Annotated in this window: 19 protein-coding genes; all 19 read left to right on the top strand. The window is 43.4% G+C overall.

Features of this window, described 5'->3' with window-relative positions:
* The first annotated feature begins 49 nt into the window (after nt 1-49).
* The 19 genes from ACFQ0C_RS25200 (at nt 50) to ACFQ0C_RS25110 (ending at nt 19,001) form a co-directional block, all read left to right on the top strand.
* Complete coding sequence (locus tag ACFQ0C_RS25200; protein WP_379370675.1) at nt 50-511, top strand: chemotaxis protein CheW; 462 nt, start codon at nt 50-52, stop codon at nt 509-511.
* A gap of 5 nt (nt 512-516) precedes the next feature.
* Nucleotides 517-1,137 (top strand): chemotaxis protein CheC, encoded by a 621-nt coding sequence (locus tag ACFQ0C_RS25195; protein WP_258212396.1) that lies wholly within the window; start codon nt 517-519, stop codon nt 1,135-1,137.
* On the top strand, nt 1,134-1,628 hold the full coding sequence (locus ACFQ0C_RS25190; RefSeq protein WP_258212395.1) for a chemotaxis protein CheD: 495 nt from the start codon (nt 1,134-1,136) through the stop codon (nt 1,626-1,628). The genes ACFQ0C_RS25195 and ACFQ0C_RS25190 overlap by 4 nt, the downstream gene beginning before the upstream one ends.
* A gap of 3 nt (nt 1,629-1,631) precedes the next feature.
* Entirely contained in the window at nt 1,632-2,048 is a 417-nt protein-coding gene (locus ACFQ0C_RS25185; RefSeq protein ID WP_258212394.1) for a hypothetical protein, read from the top strand.
* An 18-nt stretch (nt 2,049-2,066) separates the two neighbouring features.
* Nucleotides 2,067-2,852: a FliA/WhiG family RNA polymerase sigma factor gene (locus ACFQ0C_RS25180; RefSeq protein ID WP_258212393.1), complete on the top strand. Its 786-nt coding sequence runs from the start codon at nt 2,067-2,069 to the stop codon at nt 2,850-2,852.
* 22 nt (nt 2,853-2,874) lie between these two features.
* Nucleotides 2,875-4,278 (top strand): flagellar assembly protein A, encoded by a 1,404-nt coding sequence (locus tag ACFQ0C_RS25175; RefSeq protein ID WP_379370672.1) that lies wholly within the window; start codon nt 2,875-2,877, stop codon nt 4,276-4,278.
* A gap of 33 nt (nt 4,279-4,311) precedes the next feature.
* The gene (locus ACFQ0C_RS25170) at nt 4,312-4,638 is read left to right on the top strand and encodes a hypothetical protein (RefSeq protein WP_379370670.1); all 327 of its coding nucleotides are present in this window, start codon (nt 4,312-4,314) and stop codon (nt 4,636-4,638) included.
* A gap of 27 nt (nt 4,639-4,665) precedes the next feature.
* Entirely contained in the window at nt 4,666-5,247 is a 582-nt protein-coding gene (locus ACFQ0C_RS25165; protein WP_379370668.1) for a DUF6115 domain-containing protein, read from the top strand.
* Nucleotides 5,237-5,755, top strand: a complete 519-nt coding sequence (locus ACFQ0C_RS25160; protein ID WP_379370666.1) for a hypothetical protein — start codon at nt 5,237-5,239, stop codon at nt 5,753-5,755. Before ACFQ0C_RS25165 ends, ACFQ0C_RS25160 begins: the two co-directional genes overlap by 11 nt.
* Nucleotides 5,756-5,959: 204 nt before the next feature.
* Nucleotides 5,960-6,658 (top strand): 30S ribosomal protein S2, encoded by a 699-nt coding sequence (rpsB, locus tag ACFQ0C_RS25155; protein ID WP_258212388.1) that lies wholly within the window; start codon nt 5,960-5,962, stop codon nt 6,656-6,658.
* Nucleotides 6,659-6,750: 92 nt separating this feature from the next.
* Nucleotides 6,751-7,401 (top strand): translation elongation factor Ts, encoded by a 651-nt coding sequence (gene tsf / locus ACFQ0C_RS25150; protein WP_379370664.1) that lies wholly within the window; start codon nt 6,751-6,753, stop codon nt 7,399-7,401.
* A 95-nt stretch (nt 7,402-7,496) separates the two neighbouring features.
* Nucleotides 7,497-8,222, top strand: coding sequence for a UMP kinase (gene pyrH / locus ACFQ0C_RS25145; RefSeq protein WP_258212386.1), 726 nt, complete (start codon nt 7,497-7,499; stop codon nt 8,220-8,222).
* A gap of 4 nt (nt 8,223-8,226) precedes the next feature.
* Entirely contained in the window at nt 8,227-8,781 is a 555-nt protein-coding gene (gene frr, locus ACFQ0C_RS25140; RefSeq protein ID WP_379370661.1) for a ribosome recycling factor, read from the top strand.
* A gap of 58 nt (nt 8,782-8,839) precedes the next feature.
* Nucleotides 8,840-9,607, top strand: coding sequence for an undecaprenyl pyrophosphate synthase (locus ACFQ0C_RS25135; RefSeq protein WP_258212384.1), 768 nt, complete (start codon nt 8,840-8,842; stop codon nt 9,605-9,607).
* A 20-nt stretch (nt 9,608-9,627) separates the two neighbouring features.
* A complete protein-coding gene (locus ACFQ0C_RS25130) occupies nt 9,628-10,428 on the top strand; it encodes a phosphatidate cytidylyltransferase (protein ID WP_258212383.1) in 801 nt (266 codons plus the stop codon).
* A gap of 22 nt (nt 10,429-10,450) precedes the next feature.
* A complete protein-coding gene (locus tag ACFQ0C_RS25125; protein WP_379370658.1) occupies nt 10,451-11,593 on the top strand; it encodes a 1-deoxy-D-xylulose-5-phosphate reductoisomerase in 1,143 nt (380 codons plus the stop codon).
* Between the two features lie 164 nt (nt 11,594-11,757).
* The gene (rseP, locus tag ACFQ0C_RS25120) at nt 11,758-13,011 is read left to right on the top strand and encodes an RIP metalloprotease RseP (protein WP_258212381.1); all 1,254 of its coding nucleotides are present in this window, start codon (nt 11,758-11,760) and stop codon (nt 13,009-13,011) included.
* A 142-nt stretch (nt 13,012-13,153) separates the two neighbouring features.
* Nucleotides 13,154-14,602, top strand: a complete 1,449-nt coding sequence (proS, locus tag ACFQ0C_RS25115; RefSeq protein ID WP_379370656.1) for a proline--tRNA ligase — start codon at nt 13,154-13,156, stop codon at nt 14,600-14,602.
* A gap of 91 nt (nt 14,603-14,693) precedes the next feature.
* Nucleotides 14,694-19,001 carry a PolC-type DNA polymerase III gene (locus tag ACFQ0C_RS25110; protein WP_379370654.1) on the top strand — a complete coding sequence of 1,436 codons (4,308 nt, stop codon included), beginning with the start codon at nt 14,694-14,696 and terminating at the stop codon, nt 18,999-19,001.
* Nucleotides 19,002-19,003 lie beyond the last annotated feature (2 nt).

The following is a 19,003-nucleotide window of genomic DNA, read 5'->3' as shown; positions in this document are numbered from 1 at the left end:
AAATTAACTTAACAGATGCTAGCTGATAACTAAGAGGAGGCACGGGAATATGGGAAAAGAAATCAAAGTAATCGTATTTGCCTTGGCACATGAAGAGTACGGCGTTGAGGTAGAAAAGGTGCGTACGATCGAGCGTATGCAGCCAATGACTAGAGTTCCCAAAACACCTGAGTTTGTTAAGGGTGTCATCAATTTGCGTGGCGTGGTTACCCCTGTTATCGATCTTCGCGGCAGATTTGGATTTACCGAAAATGAATATACAGACAATACACGAATTATTATTGTGGCAGTAAAGGATATTGAGGTAGGCTTGATCGTTGATTCCGCTAATGATGTCATAGATGTCGACACGGATTGCATTGATGACCCGCCTGAGGTTGTTGGAGGAATTAAAGCCAGATACTTGCAAGGAATAGCGAAAGTAAGCGACACACGACTTTTAATTCTTTTAAATCTTGAAGAAGTTTTAAACAAAAGCGAAATTATCCAACTAGAAAATCTGGAGGAGTAATTTGTGTGGGATTATTTGATCGATTCGCAGATTTTCAAGTGGATGTCCTCAAGGAAGTAGGAAATATAGGTGCTGGACATGCAGCTACTGCTTTGTCCAAATTGCTCGATAAACCGGTAGATATGTTGGTTCCGCAAGTCCGGATGGTAGCTTTTGAGGAAATTGCGGATAGTGTCGGCGGAGATGAGCAAGTGGTCATTGCTATTTTCCTGAGGGTAGAAGGAGAGACTCCAGGCAACTTATTTTTCATATTATCGCTAGATTCCGCCAAAAAATTATTGCGTAACCTGGTAGGGATTGACGTGGTTGATGACGAACATTATACAGAGATGGAGCTTTCCGCTTTAAGCGAAATAGGTAATATTTTGGCAGGTTCTTATTTATCTTCATTAGCTGATTTTACAAGGCTTTATATGTCACCAACTGTACCCTCCTTGGCTATCGATATGGCGGGTGCGATTCTGAGTTACGGTCTTCTCCAATTCGGTCAAATGGGAGACTCTGCTTTACTTATTGATACGAAATTTTTGGACGGCAATGATGAAATAGAAGGTCATTTCTTCCTCATCCCCGATCCGGAATCTTTCGACAAAATTTTTGCTGCTTTGGGAGTAGAAACTCCATGATTCAAGATAACTATATTAAAGTAGCCATGGCTGATCTGAATGTTACACACTTGACCGGGGTGCTGAAAACGACAGGGTTAGGGTCTTGCGTTGGTCTTACTCTATATGATTCAAAAGCTTTGGTCGCAGGAATGGCACATGTTATGCTGCCTGATTCCGATATTGCGAGAGAAGGCAAATTAAATATCGCCAAGTATGCTAATACTGCAATTCCGGATATGATTTCCAGAATGCAGGCATTAGGAGCTGTGGTCAGCAGATTAGAAGCAAAAATGGCGGGTGGCGCACAAATGTTCGCTTTTGCAGGCAATTCCGACACGATGCGTATTGGACCTAGAAATGTTGAATCCTGCAAAGTGATGCTGAAGCAATTTTCCATACCATTGCGGGCAGAAGACACGGGTGGCAACTATGGAAGAACTATTGAATTCGACTGCCAAACGGGCGTCCTTTTAATCCGAAGTGTATTACAAGGAGTAAAGGAGCTGTAGGCTATGTTAGGTACTATTCGCTGGAATTTTATTGTTGGCGGCATATCGTTTGTACTTACATTTTTGATTTCTATTTTCAATAATATTTGGATGACGACGTTGTTAAGAAGCTTTTACAGTTTCATTATATTGTTTGCGATCGTCTTTTTGTTCCGTTGGGTGCTAGGGACGATTGCAGGATTTAACCAATTAGCCGTAACTGAGGCGCTACACCATGAACCTGCAGATGAACACAAAGGGACAACACTAGATATGTCAACACCGGATGAAGATGCGGCCCTGCACGAAATGCTTAAGGGATCGAATTCATCCGGTGGAGGAACGGGCTTCGCTCCATTGAATCCCCCAAAGCTATCTAGCAAACAGAACTTGGATGCAGGGGAGCTGGCTCAAGCCGTACGTCACATGACGGAAAAATAAGGGTGGTGGCAACCGTTAATGATTCAACAAAAGTCGCATTTATCCAATATTGACGTCTGGAAGCAGTGGAAAGAATCCGGCTTGATTGAAGCAAAACAGTCGCTGATCGAAACTTATTTACCTTTAGTGGATTATGTTTCGAACCGTCTGTCTATTGGCTTACCGAAAAATGTGGCAAAAGATGATTTGGCCAGCTTTGGCGTTATGGGATTAATTGATGCTATTGAAAAATTCGATTACTTGCGTGGTTTGCAATTTGAAACCTATGCTTCCTGGCGTATCCGTGGTGCCATTATAGACGGTCTGCGCCAGGGAGACTGGGTACCGAGATCCGTGCGTGAAAAGTCAAAGAAAATTGAAGAGGCTTACCAGAAGCTGGAGCAGCAGTACTTGCGTTCCGTTACCGATGAGGAAATTAGTTCGTATTTGCAGGTTAGTGAAAATGATTTTCGGCAGATGGTGCAAGAAATAGCTATTACAACCGTTTGCTCTATTGACGACCCTATTCGTGAAGAAGATTCGGAAACGCGCCTTTCCTTACTCATAGATGAGAAGGCTAAAAATCCTGAATATAAAGTAAATGAGTTTTATTTGAAAGAAACTTTGGCCAAAGCGATTGAAAGGCTGACAGAAAAGGAAAGAACGGTAGTCTCACTTTTTTATTACGAGGAATTATCCTTAAGTGAAATTGCTGAGGTAATGAACCTGTCGCCTTCACGCATTTCACAGCTGCATTCCAAAGCGATCTTAAGGCTTCGAGGCTCACTTGGGCGTTACCAAGAGCAGTTGTTTCAAGATTCTTGATACTTAGAAAGTGAGGGAAATTATGGCGGAGCAAGCTATTCCACTCAGTTTTTTTATGGAAATTTCTTTGTCCGATGATAAGCTTAATGCTTTCTTACAATTTAAAAACTATGAAGATAGCTTGACTTTTAATATGGAACAGCTTGAAGAGGTTTTAAAAAGCTATCAAATTTCTCATGGAATCAATCGCTCAAAATTGAATGACATTATCCGTAATCCTAAAGAGATATTTTTGAGCAAAACACTAATTGCTACCGGGACGCCACCGAAAAACGGTCATGATGGATATATTAGCTATCAATTTGATTTGGGCAACGATTCCAAAAAGCCAACAGAGCTTGAGGATGGCAAAGTCGATTTCAAAGAGGTTACAACCATCCATAATGTACGCAAAGGGCAATTAATAGCTCAACGCATTCTTGCGACTAAAGGCATTCCTGGCAGAGCTGTAACGGGAGAGGCATTGCCTGCGAAGGACGGAAAGGAAGCACGTCTCAAACCTGGGAAAAATGTGGTTATGGATGCAGAGCAAATCGCTATGTATTCGGCTATTGACGGAATGATCACTCAAACTGAACGTGAAAAAATAAATGTATTTCCTATTTTTGAAGTTAACGGCGATGTTGACTATAACATAGGAAATATAGATTTTGTAGGTTCTGTTGTTATTCGCGGTAGTGTCTTGACGGGATTTAAAATTAAAGCTGCTGGAGATATACGTATAACGGGTAGCGTGGAAGGCGCCGACTTGGATGCGGATGGGTCTATTGAAATTAGCGCTGGTATTTTGGGTCACAATAAAGGCACAATCCGCGCCGGCAAACGGATTAAAAGCTCTTTTATACAAGACGCTACAATTATAGCTCATGAAGTTCTGGTCAGCCAAAGCATTATGCATTCAACGATTCGTGCAAGTAAAGAGGTCATTTGCAAAGGAACCAAGGGACTTATTGTGGGAGGCACTATTCAAGCTGGAGAGCTGGTTGCCGCACGAACAATAGGAAACTCGATGTCTACGGCAACTGTAATTGAAGTTGGAGTGCTGCCTGACCTGCGCAATGAACTGGTGCAATTAAGAACACAGCTGCGAACTGTAAACGAGAATGTGGATAAAACCGACAAAGCGTTGGTCCTGTTGGATCAATTAGCAGCAACGGGTCAAATGGGACCTGATAAGGTGGCTATGCGGATAAAGCTTAACCATACCAAAAGACAACTTACAGAAGAGCAGAGTACGATTAAAGATCGAATTTTTGAGATTGAGAAGTCGCTTGAGGATTCCGACCAAGCCAAGGTCGAAGTCGTTTCTACTATTTATAGTGGTGCAAAAGTGGTTATCGGACGTTATACAAAATTTATTAAGGATCCCATTACTCGTGTAAGGTTTCGTTTGTCCGACGGAGATATAGCGATGATGCCGTTATAATAAAACCTTTTATAAACTCAAGGAGGAGTTTCCATGAGTATGAGACCGGTTGAGCTCCAATTCGCCTTACATAAAAATGATGAAGCAGGCATGCTGCAGAATCAATTGAATCATAAACCTCAGCAGGATCAAGTTCAGCTTGCTGCTGCGTCTCTTAAACATGCGGAGAAAGAGCGTCAGGTGGCAAGTAAAGCGGACGATGTGCTTCATGCATCCGTTCATGACCAGGAACGGGACAAGTCGGGTGATCGCAGACAAAAGTCAAGAAGTAAACCGGCAGCCGGTGCCACAGAGGATTCGAAGGCAATTGGCCGGAATGATCACCCTTATAAAGGAAAGCATATTGATTTATCTCTGTAATCTAATGATTGGAAAAAGGTGAACGCATTGGATCAACCTTGGGTCTATATTGTTTTGTTTGGTTTGGTTTTTATTGTATATGCCAAGATTATGCCTAAACCAAGCATATCCAAAGGACAACAAAATCCTACTATTTATGAAATTGAAGAAACCATGGAGCATTTTACTGCAGAATTGGATGAACAAAATAAAGCATTGATTCAACTGCTTGCTGAAACTAGGCGGGACTACGAATTGCAAGCCGCCAGATTAACCTCCCGCATTGAAATGCTTGAGAAGCAGTCGGGTCAAGTCGGACAAGAAATCATGAAGCTTGGTGTTACTACGGAAGAATTGCAAAAGCAACTCTCCCGCCAGAGAACAGAGCCTCTTTCTGTTCCTCCAGAGCCGCGTCAAGCTTCTGCAGACATTGCCGTTGAAGTAATAGACGATAAAGCTGAAGCGTTGCAATCTCCTATGAATATGAAAGTGCGATATTCCGATTTGTTTACTATGTATGATCAAGGTAAATCTATTGATCATATTGCGAAGAAACTAGGCATGAACAAGGGAGAAGTCAACCTGATCATCCAGTTGGCAAAGCAGGAGGAACGTTTGAATGCCCACTAACAAATCATTATTGTACGGTTTAGGAACCGGCTTGATCGCTGGGGCTATTCTGCTGCAATTGATGAACATTGCGGCCTCCCCGAGCAAACAGACAGGTGCAACTGCGAATCCTGCTTCTCCTGCCGGGATGGACCGGCAGCAGCTCAAGGATGCGGCTTCTAAATATTATCAGGTTTTTGAGAATGATCAGAAGCTGTATACTCAGGCGCAGGTAGATACTCTTGTGCAGCAGAAGCTGAAGGAAGAGAAGGACAAGCAGCCAGCTGCTGCTGTAACCCCGCTAGCAGTCAAAGAAACGGTTAAGGAGACTTATATTCTTATCAATGGAGGGCAAACCGCAGGGGTTGTTGCCGATATGCTTATGAAAAGCGGTGTTATTACAGACCGTGCGGCTTTTGAAGATATAATGGCCAAGCAGCAATTAAATGATAAGATTATAGCCGGGATTCATGTTTTTAAAGGAGCATTGGATCTTAATCAAGTGGTGTCGATTATTACTTCACGATAAAAGCTAAACCTTTTATAAAGGTTTGGCTTTTGTTCTATTTACTTCAGGTATTGCATACAATTTTCAGTTGTGGTATAGTTATTCACGGTGTTAAAACGCACGCTGATCAATTCGCGTAATGGTGCTTCCTGGTGGGAAGTTTTATGTCGAAAGTGCGATCTGGCGGAGGAGACCCAAAAACCAATTTAGAGGAGGTGTGTGAAGATGGCAGTAATCTCCATGAAACAGCTTTTAGAAGCAGGGGTACACTTCGGTCATCAGACCCGTCGTTGGAATCCAAAAATGGATCGTTACATCTTCACTGAAAGAAACGGAATTTATATTATCGATTTGCAAAAGACGGTTAAGAAAGTTGAAGAAGCTTACAACTTTGTTAAATCCGTTGCAGACGATAACGGCACGATTTTATTCGTAGGTACTAAGAAGCAAGCTCAAGATTCCGTTGCGGAAGAAGCAGAGCGTTGCGGAATGTACTACATCAACCAACGTTGGTTGGGTGGTACTTTAACAAATTTCCAAACAATCCAAAAGCGTATCGATCGCTTGAAGGAATTGGAAAGATGGGAAGAAGACGGTACATTCGAAGTGCTTCCTAAGAAAGAAGTTATTATTCTTCGTAAGGAGCAAGAGCGTTTGGAGAAGTTCTTGGGCGGTATCAAGAACATGAAAGGTCTTCCTAGCGCATTGTTCATCATCGATCCTCGCAAAGAGCGTATCGCGGTTGCAGAAGCTCGCAAATTGGGTATCCCAATCGTTGGTATCGTTGATACAAACTGCGATCCAGATGAAATCGATTATGTCATTCCTGGTAATGACGATGCGATTCGTGCGGTGAAGCTGTTAACAGCTAAAATCGCTGATGCAGTTATCGAAGCACACCAAGGTGAACAAACAACAGCTTAAGGGCTGAATAGGAAAGGGTGGTTCAAAGGTGCAAAATCCTTTCACCGCCCTTTTTTTAGAGTACATAGTCTATCTTACAAGGAGGCCAAATCATGGCGGTTAATGCAGCAGCAGTAAAAGAATTGCGGGAAAAAACAGGAGCAGGTATGCTCGATTGTAAAAAAGCGTTGGAAGAAGCGAACGGTGATTTGACCAAAGCCGCTGAATTGCTTCGTGAAAAAGGATTGTCAGCAGCAGCTAACAAAGCAGGACGTATTGCAACTGAGGGTGTTGTTGAATCCTACATCCATGCAGGCGGACGTATTGGTGTGCTTGTAGAAATCAACTGTGAAACTGACTTTGTTGGTAAAACAGATCAATTCCGTGAGTTTGCAAGAGATATTGCTATGCAAATTGCAGCAGCTAACCCTTTATTTGTACGTCGTGAAGAAGTGCCTCAAGAAGCGCTTGATAAAGAGCGTGAAATCTTGAAAAATCAAGCTTTAAACGAAGGCAAACCAGCTAACATCGTTGAGAAAATGGTGGATGGCCGTATTGGTAAATACTACGAAGAATATTGCTTGATGGAGCAATCCTTCATTAAAGACCCTGACAAAAAAGTAAGCCAGCTTCTTAACGAAAAAGTATCTACAATTGGCGAGAACATCACGATCCGTCGCTTTGTTCGTTTTGAACTAGGTGAAGGCCTTGAGAAGAAACAAGAAAACTTCGCAGAAGAAGTTATGGCACAAGTGAAGAAGTAATAAATAAGGATACAAGAAACGTAGGAACACTTAGTGTTCCTTCTTTTTTAAACATAAACAACCATAGCTGCTTTTTTGAACGGGGGTATTTAAGCTTGGAACGTCCTATCTTTAAACGAGTTATATTGAAGTTGAGTGGAGAAGCATTGGCAGGACAGCTTGGGTATGGAATCGATTCAGAAGTCATGACATCCATTGCCTTGCAAGTGAAGGAAGTTGTCGAACTCAATGTTGAAGTGGCTATCGTTGTAGGCGGCGGAAACATCTGGAGAGGCATTGCGGGTAGTGAAAAAGGGATTGACCGAGCAACGGCAGATTATATGGGAATGCTAGCCACTGTGATGAATTCACTTGCGCTGCAGGATGCATTGGAAACCATCGATGTCCCAACGCGTGTGCAAACATCCATTACGATGCAGCAAGTAGCGGAGCCTTACATTAGAAGGAGAGCAATCCGCCATCTTGAAAAAGGAAGAGTTGTTATTTTTGCTGCAGGTACGGGTAACCCTTACTTCTCCACCGATACAACTGCAGCATTGAGAGCGGCTGAAATCGAAGCAGAAGTAATCCTGATGGCCAAGAACAAAGTAGACGGAGTCTATTCGGCAGATCCGTTTAAGGATCCTAGCGCAGAGAAGTTCGAAACCCTTACTTATATGGAGGTTTTGAATAAAAACCTGGGTGTTATGGACTCAACGGCTTCATCGTTATGCATGGACAACAATATTCCGTTAATCGTCTTTTCCATTACCGAGAGTGGTAACATAAAACGCGTAGTACTCGGAGAGAAAATAGGTACGATTGTAAAAGGGAGTGTTTAATAATATGCCACAATCAATTAAAAAGAGTGCGGAAGACCGCATGGATAAGGCAATCGGCTCGTTAAAGAAGGATCTTTCCAGCCTGCGCGCAGGAAGAGCTACTCCAGCATTGCTGGATCGTGTACAAGTTGAATATTATGGAGCCATGACGCCAATCAGTCAACTTGCCAATATCAATACTCCGGATTCTCGTACTTTAATGATCCAACCATGGGATAAAAGTTCCGTATCCGCTATCGAGAAAGCTATCATGAAATCGGACCTTGGTATTACCCCATCCAATGACGGATCGATGATTCGTATCGTTATACCGGCATTGACAGAGGAACGCAGAGCGGATCTTGTCAAGATGACCCGCAAGTTTGGGGAAGAGGCTAAGGTAGCCATTCGAAATATTCGCCGCGATGCGAATGATGACATCAAGAAGCTGGAGAAGAACGGTATTTCTGAAGATGAATCTCGTAAACATCAAGAGGATATTCAGAAGTTTACCGATAAATATATCGGCGAAGTTGAAAAAGTTCTAGCATCAAAAGAAAAAGAGATTATGGAAGTATAATTTGAAAAGACCCCCTCTTGAGGGGGCTTTTAGTCTTTCCTTATTGGAGGCAAATGAAATGATACCTTTCAAAAAATGGTTTGGAAGTAATCAACGCAGTGAGGAACAGATCTCGCGCATTGATGCTGAAAATATTCCGAACCATGTCGCGGTCATCATGGACGGCAATGGTCGATGGGCGCAGAAGCGAGGGCTGCCGCGCATTGCCGGTCACCATTCGGGGATGAAGAACGTTAAACGAATTACAATGGCTGCGAATGCGATCGGTGTGAACGTGCTAACGATGTATGCATTTTCCACAGAAAATTGGAAACGGCCGAAGGAAGAAGTCGAATATTTAATGAAGCTTCCTCTTGAATTTTTTCCAAAGGAAATTGAAGAATTGATTGCCAATAATGTGCAAATTCGTATGACAGGATGGCAAGAAGGGGTGCCAGACTATACCCTTAAGGCAGTCCACGATGCAATTGATCAAACGAAGCATAACACAGGACTTATTCTCAATTTTGCTTTGAATTATGGAAGTCGCAAGGAGATGCTGTCTGGAGTCAAACAGATGGCGCAAGATATAGCGGACGGTAAAATAACAGCTGAAGCCATCGATGATTCGGTTTTTTCAAGCTATTTATTAACACATCCACTACCTGACCCGGATTTGTTAATCCGTACCAGTGGAGAGCTCCGCATCAGCAACTTTATGCTGTGGCAGTTGGCTTATTCGGAGCTTTGGTTTACTGACTTATGCTGGCCTGAATTTACAGAACAGCATTTTTATGAAGCCGTGGCAGAATATCAACGTCGGGCGCGCAGATATGGCGGCTTGTAGCAAGTAATGGAGGAATGGAATTGAAGCAGAGGATCATTACTGGGATTACTGCAGGTCTTGCTTTTTTCATCTTATTGTACTTGGGATCCTATTGGTTTACCGGTTTAATCCTTATACTGTCCATAATCGGATTTAATGAATATGTTCGAATGAACAGTTTACAAGCGCATAAAATAACGGTGTGGATAGGCTATTTGGCTGTGGTTTGTTTAGCATTTCCTTGGAAAGCAGCAGGAGATTATTCCATAACATCGTTAGATCATCTGACATGGCTGATTTTATTTATTATGCTATGTATTACTGTAACATCCAAAAATAAAGTGACCATCGATAAAATTTCTACGCTGTTCTTGGGTGTCGTATATATTGGGATTGGATTCCATTATATGATTGAGACTCGCATGATGGAGCATGGTGGAATTTTTTGGACGCTGCTTGTCTTTTTTTGTATTTGGGCGACAGATTCCGGTGCGTATTTTACCGGCTCTGCGTTTGGAAAACATCCTTTATGGCCAACGATTAGTCCGAAAAAATCAATTGAAGGGGCTGTTGGCGGTATCGTCATATCCATGGCTGTCGCCGTCAGTTTCTCTTTCATTCAACCGGACATGCTATCTTGGAAACAAGCCTTGTTATTAGGGCTCATAATTGCAATAGTCGGGCAGATGGGAGATTTAATCCAATCTGCATATAAAAGGGTTAAAGGGATTAAGGATACCGGGACGCTTTTACCCGGACACGGCGGTGTATTGGACCGAGTGGACAGCTGGTTGATTGTGTTTCCAGCGGTTCATCTGCTTTCTTTGATTCCTCATGCCTAATTCATTGTTGAGGTGAAGTAAGATGAAACGCATTGCGATCCTTGGATCTACAGGTTCAGTTGGAACCCAAACGTTAGATGTGATCTCACATTATCCGGAGCTTTTTGCTGTTGAGGGGCTTGCTGGAGGTTATAACTTAACGTTGTTAGCCGAGCAAGTCAATCAATTTAAGCCCAAGAAGGTATCGGTTGCAACGAAAAGCTTAGCAGATGAATTAAGGCTAATGATTCCCTCGACGACTCGGATTTATTACGGTGACGATGGTTTACTAGAGGTTGCTGCCGGGACGGATGCCGACTACATGGTCAGTGCCTTGGTTGGCAGTCAAGGGCTTCGACCGACACTTGCTGCAATTGAGGCTGGCAAGCAGATAGGGCTGGCTAATAAAGAAACATTGGTTACAGCAGGGCATATCGTAACAGAGCAGGTTAAGCGCCGCGGCGTTAAATTGCTGCCAATCGATAGCGAGCATTCAGCTATCTTTCAATGTCTTAACGGCGAATCCATGAAAAGTGTACATAAAATAACATTAACAGCTTCTGGCGGTTCATTTAGAGACCGCACGCGTAAGGATTTACAGGATGTTACTGTTGAGCAAGCGCTGCAGCATCCTAATTGGTCCATGGGCGCAAAAATCACTATTGATTCTGCAACGATGGTAAATAAAGGACTCGAAGTGATTGAAGCTCATTGGTTGTTCCAGTTAGAGTATTCGCAGATCGAAGTGCTTATTCATCCGGAGAGTATCATTCATTCCTTTGTAGAATTTGCTGATCATAGCATAATAGCTCAGTTGGGTAACCCTGATATGAGAGTGCCGATTCAATATGCGCTTACTTATCCGGAACGTTTAAAGACACCGACGGCATCATTGAACCTTGCACAAATAGGGAAACTGAATTTTCGTGAGATGGATTTTGATCGGTTTCCATGTTTGAGAATGGCTTATGACAGTGGAATAGCAGGGGGTACGGCTACAACAGTATTCAATGCGGCCAACGAAGCTGCGGTTGATCGGTTCTTAAAAGGTGAAATTAAATTTCTGCAAATAGAAGAGATTATTTCGGATGTGTTGGACAAACATGTTATTGTATCTAAGCCTGATTTAGATCAGATTTTGGAAGCCGATTCCTGGGCTAGACTTGCTGCCAAACGCATAAATTAATATGTTCGAATGAAGATGTTCTCTAGCATGAATTCGTTAGCAAGATAATATGTTCATAACATGGTGCAGTTTGTATTCGTATTGTGAATAATGTTAATCTTAAAGAACGAGCCTAGCCATGGCACATACTTGACTAAACGATGCTAAAGGGAGGACGTTGCGAATTGGCTACGTTGCAGAATGTTTTTCAAATAGTACTTTTGTTTTTTGTACTGGTGACCATACATGAGTGGGGGCACTATTATTTCGCTAAGCGTGCAGGAATTTTAGTGAGAGAATTTGCCATTGGATTTGGCCCTAAACTACTCTCATTTAAGAAGGATGAGACTCGCTATACTCTCCGCTTGTTACCTATCGGCGGCTTTGTGCGCATGGCAGGCGAAGATCCGGAAATGGTTCAGATTAATCAAGGACAACGGGTAGCGCTTGCTATACATGATGATCAAATCACTCATATTTATCTGAATGATTTCGATAAACGTCTGGATAGTCTAGTTGGCGTTGTGGAAGAAATTGATTTGGAACACAGTCTAATGATCAAGCTGGATGTGGATGGGGAAATAAGGCATTTAAAGGTTCATCCACAAGCAATGATGGTTAGTAAAAACAAGGAAACCCAAATTGCTCCCTGGAATCGTCAGTTTGGTAGTAAGACGGTAGGACAACGTTCGCTCTCCATTTTTGCAGGACCGATGATGAACTTTATATTGGCTTTTGTACTGTTCGTCGCGGTTGTATTTATGGCAGGAGTTCCGGACAAAGTAAAAATTCGCAGTACCGAGCCTGGTTCACCCGCTGAAAAAGGCGGGCTGGTCGCGAATGACATTGTGTTAATCGTTAATAATGAGCCGATAGGCGCCGATGGCAATAAGCTTAAAAATTTAATTAAGCAATCCGCTAATAAGCCGATGGTTTGGATAGTAGATCGAGGCGGAGAGCAGATGCGCAAGGAAGTTACTCCTGAGGATAAAGGTGGAGGACTTGTTGGCGTTACTCTGATGGCAGAAAACCGTAAAGCTGGCGTTACTGACGGACTAGTTAATGGATGGAAAAGCATGTCCTCTGCTACAGTTTCTATACTAGATAGCTTTGGCAAGCTCGCAACACTGCAGTTCAAGATGGATGATCTTGGCGGACCGGTACGAATCGTTGAATTCACAAGTGAACAAGCTAGCGCTGGAATAGCTCAATATACGTTCTGGACAGCTTTAATGAGCTTGTATTTAGGTTTATTCAACCTGCTGCCTTTCCCTGCTCTGGATGGAAGCCGACTTGTCTTCCTGGGCTTTGAAGCCATTCGTGGGAAGCCGGTTGATCCAAGTAGAGAAAGCATGGTCCATTTTGTAGGATTTGCGATGCTGATGCTGCTGATGATCGCTGTCACATACAATGATATATTAAGGCTTATTACAGGATAAACTACGTAGTTAACTTTAGAGGCTGTTCAAAAAGTCGCCATTTGATCACGAAGTACCTCAAGAGGTTTAGCCGGCTGACTTTTTGAACATGTAATCATTTGAATATTAATTACGTTAAGGTTTTTGGGAGGAACGTCAACTCATGTCGAAGGAAAAGCAATTTGTTAAGGAGATAACACCTCAAGGTGAAGATTTCTCCAGATGGTATATTGATGTAATCAAGAAAGCGGATTTGATGAGCTATTCTCCCGTTCGCGGTTGTATTGTGTTTAAGCCTGACAGCTATGAAATTTGGGAAAACATTCAGCGTGAGCTGGACGGACGCTTCAAAGAAACAGGTCATCGCAATGCGTATTTCCCAATGTTTATACCGGAAAGCTTCTTCCAGAAGGAGAAGGATCACATCGAAGGCTTTAATCCCGAGTTACCGTGGGTAACGGAAGCTGGTGGTGAAAAGCTGGAAGAACGGCTTGCTATTCGTCCAACTTCAGAGACCATGGTTGGCCACATGTATGCAGAATGGATTAATTCCTATCGTGACCTGCCTCTGCTGATCAATCAGTGGGCGAATGTTGTACGCTGGGAGAAAAGAACGCAGCCGTTTTTGCGGACAAGCGAGTTTTTGTGGCAGGAAGGACATACGGCCCATGAGGATGAAGCTGATGCACGCCGCGAAACTATGCAAATGCTGGATATTTACAAGGACTTTGCAGAAAATTTCCTGGCGATTCCGGTCATTATCGGTCAGAAAACTCCTTCTGAAAAGTTTGCAGGCGCAGTGGATACATACTCCATTGAAGCGATGATGAAAGACGGCAAAGCTGTTCAAGCTGGAACGTCGCATTATTTAGGAACAAACTTTGCAGTAGCATTTGATATCAAATATTTAGACCGTGAGAACCAGCATCAGTTCTGCCATACGACCTCCTGGGGTGTGAGTACAAGGCTGATTGGCGCTTTGATCATGGTACATGGGGATGATCGCGGTCTTGCATTGCCGCCTAAGGTTGCTCCAACACAGGTCATTATGATTCCTATCGGACCTCCGAAAACAAGAGATCAGGTTGTAGGACGAGTGGACGAGCTGTTTAAAGAATTGAAGCAGGCTGGAGTGCGGGTCAAGGTTGATGATCGCCCGGACCAAAGTCCTGGCTGGAAATTCAATGAGTACGAAATGCGTGGAATACCGGTACGTGTTGAGCTGGGGCCGCGTGATATGGAGAATGGGCAAGTGGTGCTTGTTTCAAGAATTTCCGGTGAAAAACGGATCGTGAAGCAGGAGAATTTTGTCGAAGAAGTGAAAAACATGCTGGCGGAAATTCATCAACAAATGTATGATAGAGCTAAGCAGTTCAGAGACGATAATTTTAGTTCTGTAGATACATTGGACGAGTTCAAAGCCTTCCTCGAACAGAAGCGCGGCTTCGCATTAGCGGGCTGGTGCGGTTCAGAGGCGTGTGAAGCTCAGGTTAAGGAAGAAACGGGCGCAACCAGCCGTAATATTCCATTTGATCCAGTGGAGCATAAGTCGACTTGTCTCGTGTGCGGCGAGGCTTCCAAGCATACCGTTGTATTTGGCAGAGCTTATTAGAACACTAGTTTAGTAAATATAGGGCAAATCGGAAAGTAACATCTCCTGTTTGCCCTTTGTATTTTTTTCGGGGATTTGGGGGAGGAAGTTCATGAGTAATACAGCACTGAAAAGAGAACGGTTTGAAATGCTGATGGCTCAGGCCCGGGTGCCTGATGAGGTTGTGAACTCTTTTTTTCTAGATGGCTACATCGATAAAGTCGAGACGAGCCGTACGAATCGGGAATGGACATTTTATATCATCAAAAACAGCATTGTTCCTCAAGAGGTATACCGTTCATTTTGTAAAATGATTCGTGATAAATTCGCTCATATTGCGGCTATTCGTTTTATGCTGAGATATACCGATGAAGTGCCGCCTGATTCAATTGCCCATGAGTATTGGGGAATGTTTGTTGAATGGGTGCAGCGTGAAGCGACTTCGGTCAACGGCTGGATGAATAAAGCAAAGATCGAGGTTCAAGGGGATCAATTAACGTTGCTTATGCTTGATTCCATAGGGTTGGAGCTGGCAAAAAAGAAAAATATCGGGCAGTGGATTCAAACCTATTTTTCCAATTTTTTTGGTGTTGAGCTGCAGGTTCGCTACGCAATGAATGAGGCAAGGGAAGAAGAATACGAGAAATTTGCCCAGCAAATCGCTGAAGAAGGAAAAGTTGTTACTCAAGAAATGATGATTTCAATCGAGGCTGACCAGGAAGCAGATGCGCTAAATGAGGCAGAGTTGAAGCTAATGGTAGGTTACGATATTAAAGATGCACCGATTCCAATCCAAATGGTGCAAGACGAAGAAAAGAAAATTACACTTCAAGGCGCAGTATTCGGGCTTGATTCGAAAGAACTCAAAAACGGGATGACCTTGTTTACGTTTAATATAACCGATTTTACGGATTCCATGATGGTCAAAGCTTTTGCCAAAACTAAGGAAGATGTAAAGATTTATAGCTTAATTCAAAACGGCACATGGCTCAAAGTACGGGGCAAAGTAGAATATGATCGATTCATGCAAATTCCTGAGCTCGTCCTTATGCCTAATGATATTAACGAAGTGTCAGCCCCCCCTGATCGTAAAGACGACGCTGAAGAGAAGCGTGTTGAGTTTCACCTGCATTCGACCATGAGTACTATGGATGGAATAACATCTATTGATCAGTACATAAAAATGGCGGCCAAGTGGGGTCACAAAGCGATAGCAGTAACCGATCACAGTGGTATTCAATCTTATCCGGACGCTTACAAGTACTCAAAGAAGCATGGGATTAAAATGATCTACGGTGTAGAGGCTAATGTAGTGGATGATGGGGTTCCTGTTGTTCTTAACCCTCGTTCAGATGATTTGCGTGAAGCCGAATATGTAGTATTTGATATCGAGACAACGGGTTTATCCATTGTGAGCAATAAAATTATTGAAATAGCCGGCGTGCGAATGCAGAATGGAAAAGAGATCGATCGCTTTGCCAGCTTCATTAATCCTCATGAACGGATTCCTTATAATATTCAGCAGTTGACTAATATCAACGATGATATGGTTAGTGATGCGCCGGAGCTGGAAGAAGTACTCCCGAAATTTATTGAATTTATCGGTGACAGTATACTGGTTGCTCATAACGCCAGATTCGATATGGGCTTTATTCAAGCTAACTGCAAGCGGCTTGGTATGCCGGAGGTGACTAACCCTTCATTAGATACGCTTGAGCTGGCAAGGCTGCTGTATCCAACGATGAAAAATCACAGGTTGAACACATTGGCTGATAAATTCAAGATTGGTTTGGACAACCATCACCGAGCTGTGGATGACTCTGTTGCTCTAGGTTATATTTTATTTAACCTCATTAAAGAATCGGCAGAACGTGGTATGACGGATTTGAACCAATTGAATGATAATGTGGGCAAAAATTTGAAAACAACGAGGCCGTTTCATTGTTGTATTTATGCTAAAGATGCGGTCGGCAAGAAAAACTTGTTTTCTTTGATCTCCCTTTCCCATACAGAGTACTTTCATAGGGTTGCATGCATACCTAAGAGCAAGCTTATGGCTATGAGAGAAGGCTTGATTATTGTTTCCGGCTGCGAGAAGGGCGAGTTTTTCGAGGCTGTGTTAAACAAGTCTGTGGAGGAAGCGGAGCAGGTTGCGGAATTTTATGATGTTTTGGAAATTCAACCGATCTGCGTCAATATGCATCTAGTGGAAAAAGGGCTGGTTGGCAGCAAAGAACAGCTGGAGGATGCCAACCGCAGGGTGCTGCAGATCGGGCGCAAGCTTGGTAAAAAAGTGATAGCTACCGGCAATGTTCATTATCTGAATCCACGGGATAAAATTTGCCGCGACATTACTATTAATGGGATTACCGGGTTTAGCCCATTAAAAGATATTCGCAAACCGGAAGTTCATTTGCGAACAACGAAGGAAATGCTTGCGGAATTCGAATATCTCGGCAAGGAGACAGCTATGGAAGTTGTAGTTACCAACACTTCCGAGCTGGCGGACCAGTTTGAAGAGCTTGAGCTGTTCCCAACCAAGTTGTTTACGCCTATTATCGAAGGCGCTGACGATGAAATCCGCAATACCTGCTATGATACAGCCAAACGTATATACGGAGAACCGGTTCCTGAAGTTGTAACGGCCAGGCTGGAGAAGGAATTGGTGCCGATTATTAAGTACGGCTTCTCTGCCAACTATTTGATTTCAGAGAGACTCGTTAAGAAATCGAACCAGGATGGGTATTTGGTAGGTTCACGGGGTTCCGTGGGTTCGTCCGTTGTGGCAACGTTTCTTGGTATATCAGAGGTTAATCCTTTGCCGCCGCATTACATTTGTGCCTCCTGCCAGCATTGTGAATGGATTCTTGATGGAAGTATACCGAGCGGATTTGACTTGCCGGATAAGGATTGTCCGAACTGCGGGGCCAAGCTCAAGGGTGAAGGGCAGGATATACCGTTTGAAACATTCCTTGGCTTTAAGGGAGACAAGGTGCCGGATATAGATTTGAACTTTTCGGGTGAATATCAACCGATTGCCCATAATTACACGAAAGAAATATTCGGTGAGAAATGTGTGTTTCGTGCAGGGACTATTGGTACCATAGCGGAGAAAACGGCGTTTGGCTATGTGAAAAAGTATGAGGAAGAACAAGGCAAGAAATGGCGCGGCGCTGAGATTAGCCGTTTGGCACTTGGCTTTACGGGAGTTAAGCGAAGCACCGGTCAGCATCCCGGCGGTATTGTAGTAGTACCGGACTATATGGATGTAGATGATATTACCCCTGTACAATTTCCAGCCGATGATACGAGCTCGGAATGGAAGACGACTCATTTTGATTACCATGCCTTTGACGCCAACTTGCTGAAGCTCGATATTCTCGGTCATGACGATCCAACGATGATGCGGATGCTGCAGGATTTGACGGGCGTTGACCCAACAACGATTCCTATGAATGATCCGAAGGTAATGAGCATCTTCAACTCCACGAAGTCACTTGGTGTAGAGCCTGAGAAGATCCGAACGCCTGTTGCTACATACGGAGTTCCGGAGATGGGTACTAAATTCGTAAGGCAGATGCTGCAGGAAACACAGCCATCCTCGTTTGCAGACTTGCTTCAAATATCCGGTTTGTCCCACGGTACCGGTGTATGGCTCGGAAACGCACAGGAGCTGATCAAGAAAGGCACCTGCAACATTAAGACCGTTATCGGCTGCCGTGACGACATTATGCTCTACTTGATTTATAAAGCAGGAATGGATGCTGGGCTTGCCTTCAAGATTACGGAAAGTGTGCGAAAAGGTAAAGGATTGACGCCGGAGTGGAAGGAAGATATGAAGAAACACAAGGTTCCGGCATGGTACATCGAATCTTGTGAACGTATTGAATACATGTTTCCAAAAGCACATGCCGCTGCTTACGTTATTTCCGCGGTTCGTACGGCCTACTTCAAGTTATATTATCCAATCGCTTATTATGCGACCTATTTTACGGTTCGGGCGGATGACTTCGATTTGGAGCTACTGTGCCAAGGATACGATGCGATCTTGCGGAAGTTGATTGAAATTGAGGATAAAGGGTTTCAGGCTACGCCGAAAGAAAAGAGCATGATCTCTATTCTCGAGATGGCTTTGGAGATGACGGCTCGCGGATTTTCTTTCAAGCCTATAGATTTATTCAAATCAACGGCCACCAAATTCCTTATAGAAGGCGATTCACTTATCCCTCCTTTTTCTGCAATGGCTGGTATCGGGGAGAATGCGGCTATCAATATTGCAGCTGCAAAGGATGGCGGTACGTTCCTTTCCATAGAAGATTTTCAAAGCCGCAGCAAAGCATCCAAAACGATTGTAGAGCTGCTGGGCAGTATGGGCTGCTTCCGTGGACTGCCGGAGACCAATCAATTATCGCTTTTCTAAAA

It is taken from the genome of Paenibacillus sp. GCM10027630 (assembly GCF_042676305.1).
GTDB lineage: Bacteria > Bacillota > Bacilli > Paenibacillales > NBRC-103111 > Paenibacillus_S.
The sequence above is the reverse complement of the archived record's forward strand: the minus strand, read 5'-3'. Positions and strand labels throughout refer to the sequence as shown.

Coding starts and splice junctions, on each gene's coding strand:
- ACFQ0C_RS25185 (WP_258212394.1), top strand. CDS start 1,632: ATGTTAGGTACTATTCGCTGGAATTTTATTGTTGGCGGCATATCGTTT.
- ACFQ0C_RS25175 (WP_379370672.1), top strand. CDS start 2,875: ATGGCGGAGCAAGCTATTCCACTCAGTTTTTTTATGGAAATTTCTTTG.
- ACFQ0C_RS25190 (WP_258212395.1), top strand. CDS start 1,134: ATGATTCAAGATAACTATATTAAAGTAGCCATGGCTGATCTGAATGTT.
- ACFQ0C_RS25160 (WP_379370666.1), top strand. CDS start 5,237: ATGCCCACTAACAAATCATTATTGTACGGTTTAGGAACCGGCTTGATC.
- ACFQ0C_RS25110 (WP_379370654.1), top strand. CDS start 14,694: ATGAGTAATACAGCACTGAAAAGAGAACGGTTTGAAATGCTGATGGCT.
- frr (WP_379370661.1), top strand. CDS start 8,227: ATGCCACAATCAATTAAAAAGAGTGCGGAAGACCGCATGGATAAGGCA.
- rpsB (WP_258212388.1), top strand. CDS start 5,960: ATGGCAGTAATCTCCATGAAACAGCTTTTAGAAGCAGGGGTACACTTC.
- proS (WP_379370656.1), top strand. CDS start 13,154: ATGTCGAAGGAAAAGCAATTTGTTAAGGAGATAACACCTCAAGGTGAA.
- ACFQ0C_RS25180 (WP_258212393.1), top strand. CDS start 2,067: ATGATTCAACAAAAGTCGCATTTATCCAATATTGACGTCTGGAAGCAG.
- ACFQ0C_RS25135 (WP_258212384.1), top strand. CDS start 8,840: ATGATACCTTTCAAAAAATGGTTTGGAAGTAATCAACGCAGTGAGGAA.
- ACFQ0C_RS25170 (WP_379370670.1), top strand. CDS start 4,312: ATGAGTATGAGACCGGTTGAGCTCCAATTCGCCTTACATAAAAATGAT.
- ACFQ0C_RS25125 (WP_379370658.1), top strand. CDS start 10,451: ATGAAACGCATTGCGATCCTTGGATCTACAGGTTCAGTTGGAACCCAA.
- ACFQ0C_RS25200 (WP_379370675.1), top strand. CDS start 50: ATGGGAAAAGAAATCAAAGTAATCGTATTTGCCTTGGCACATGAAGAG.
- tsf (WP_379370664.1), top strand. CDS start 6,751: ATGGCGGTTAATGCAGCAGCAGTAAAAGAATTGCGGGAAAAAACAGGA.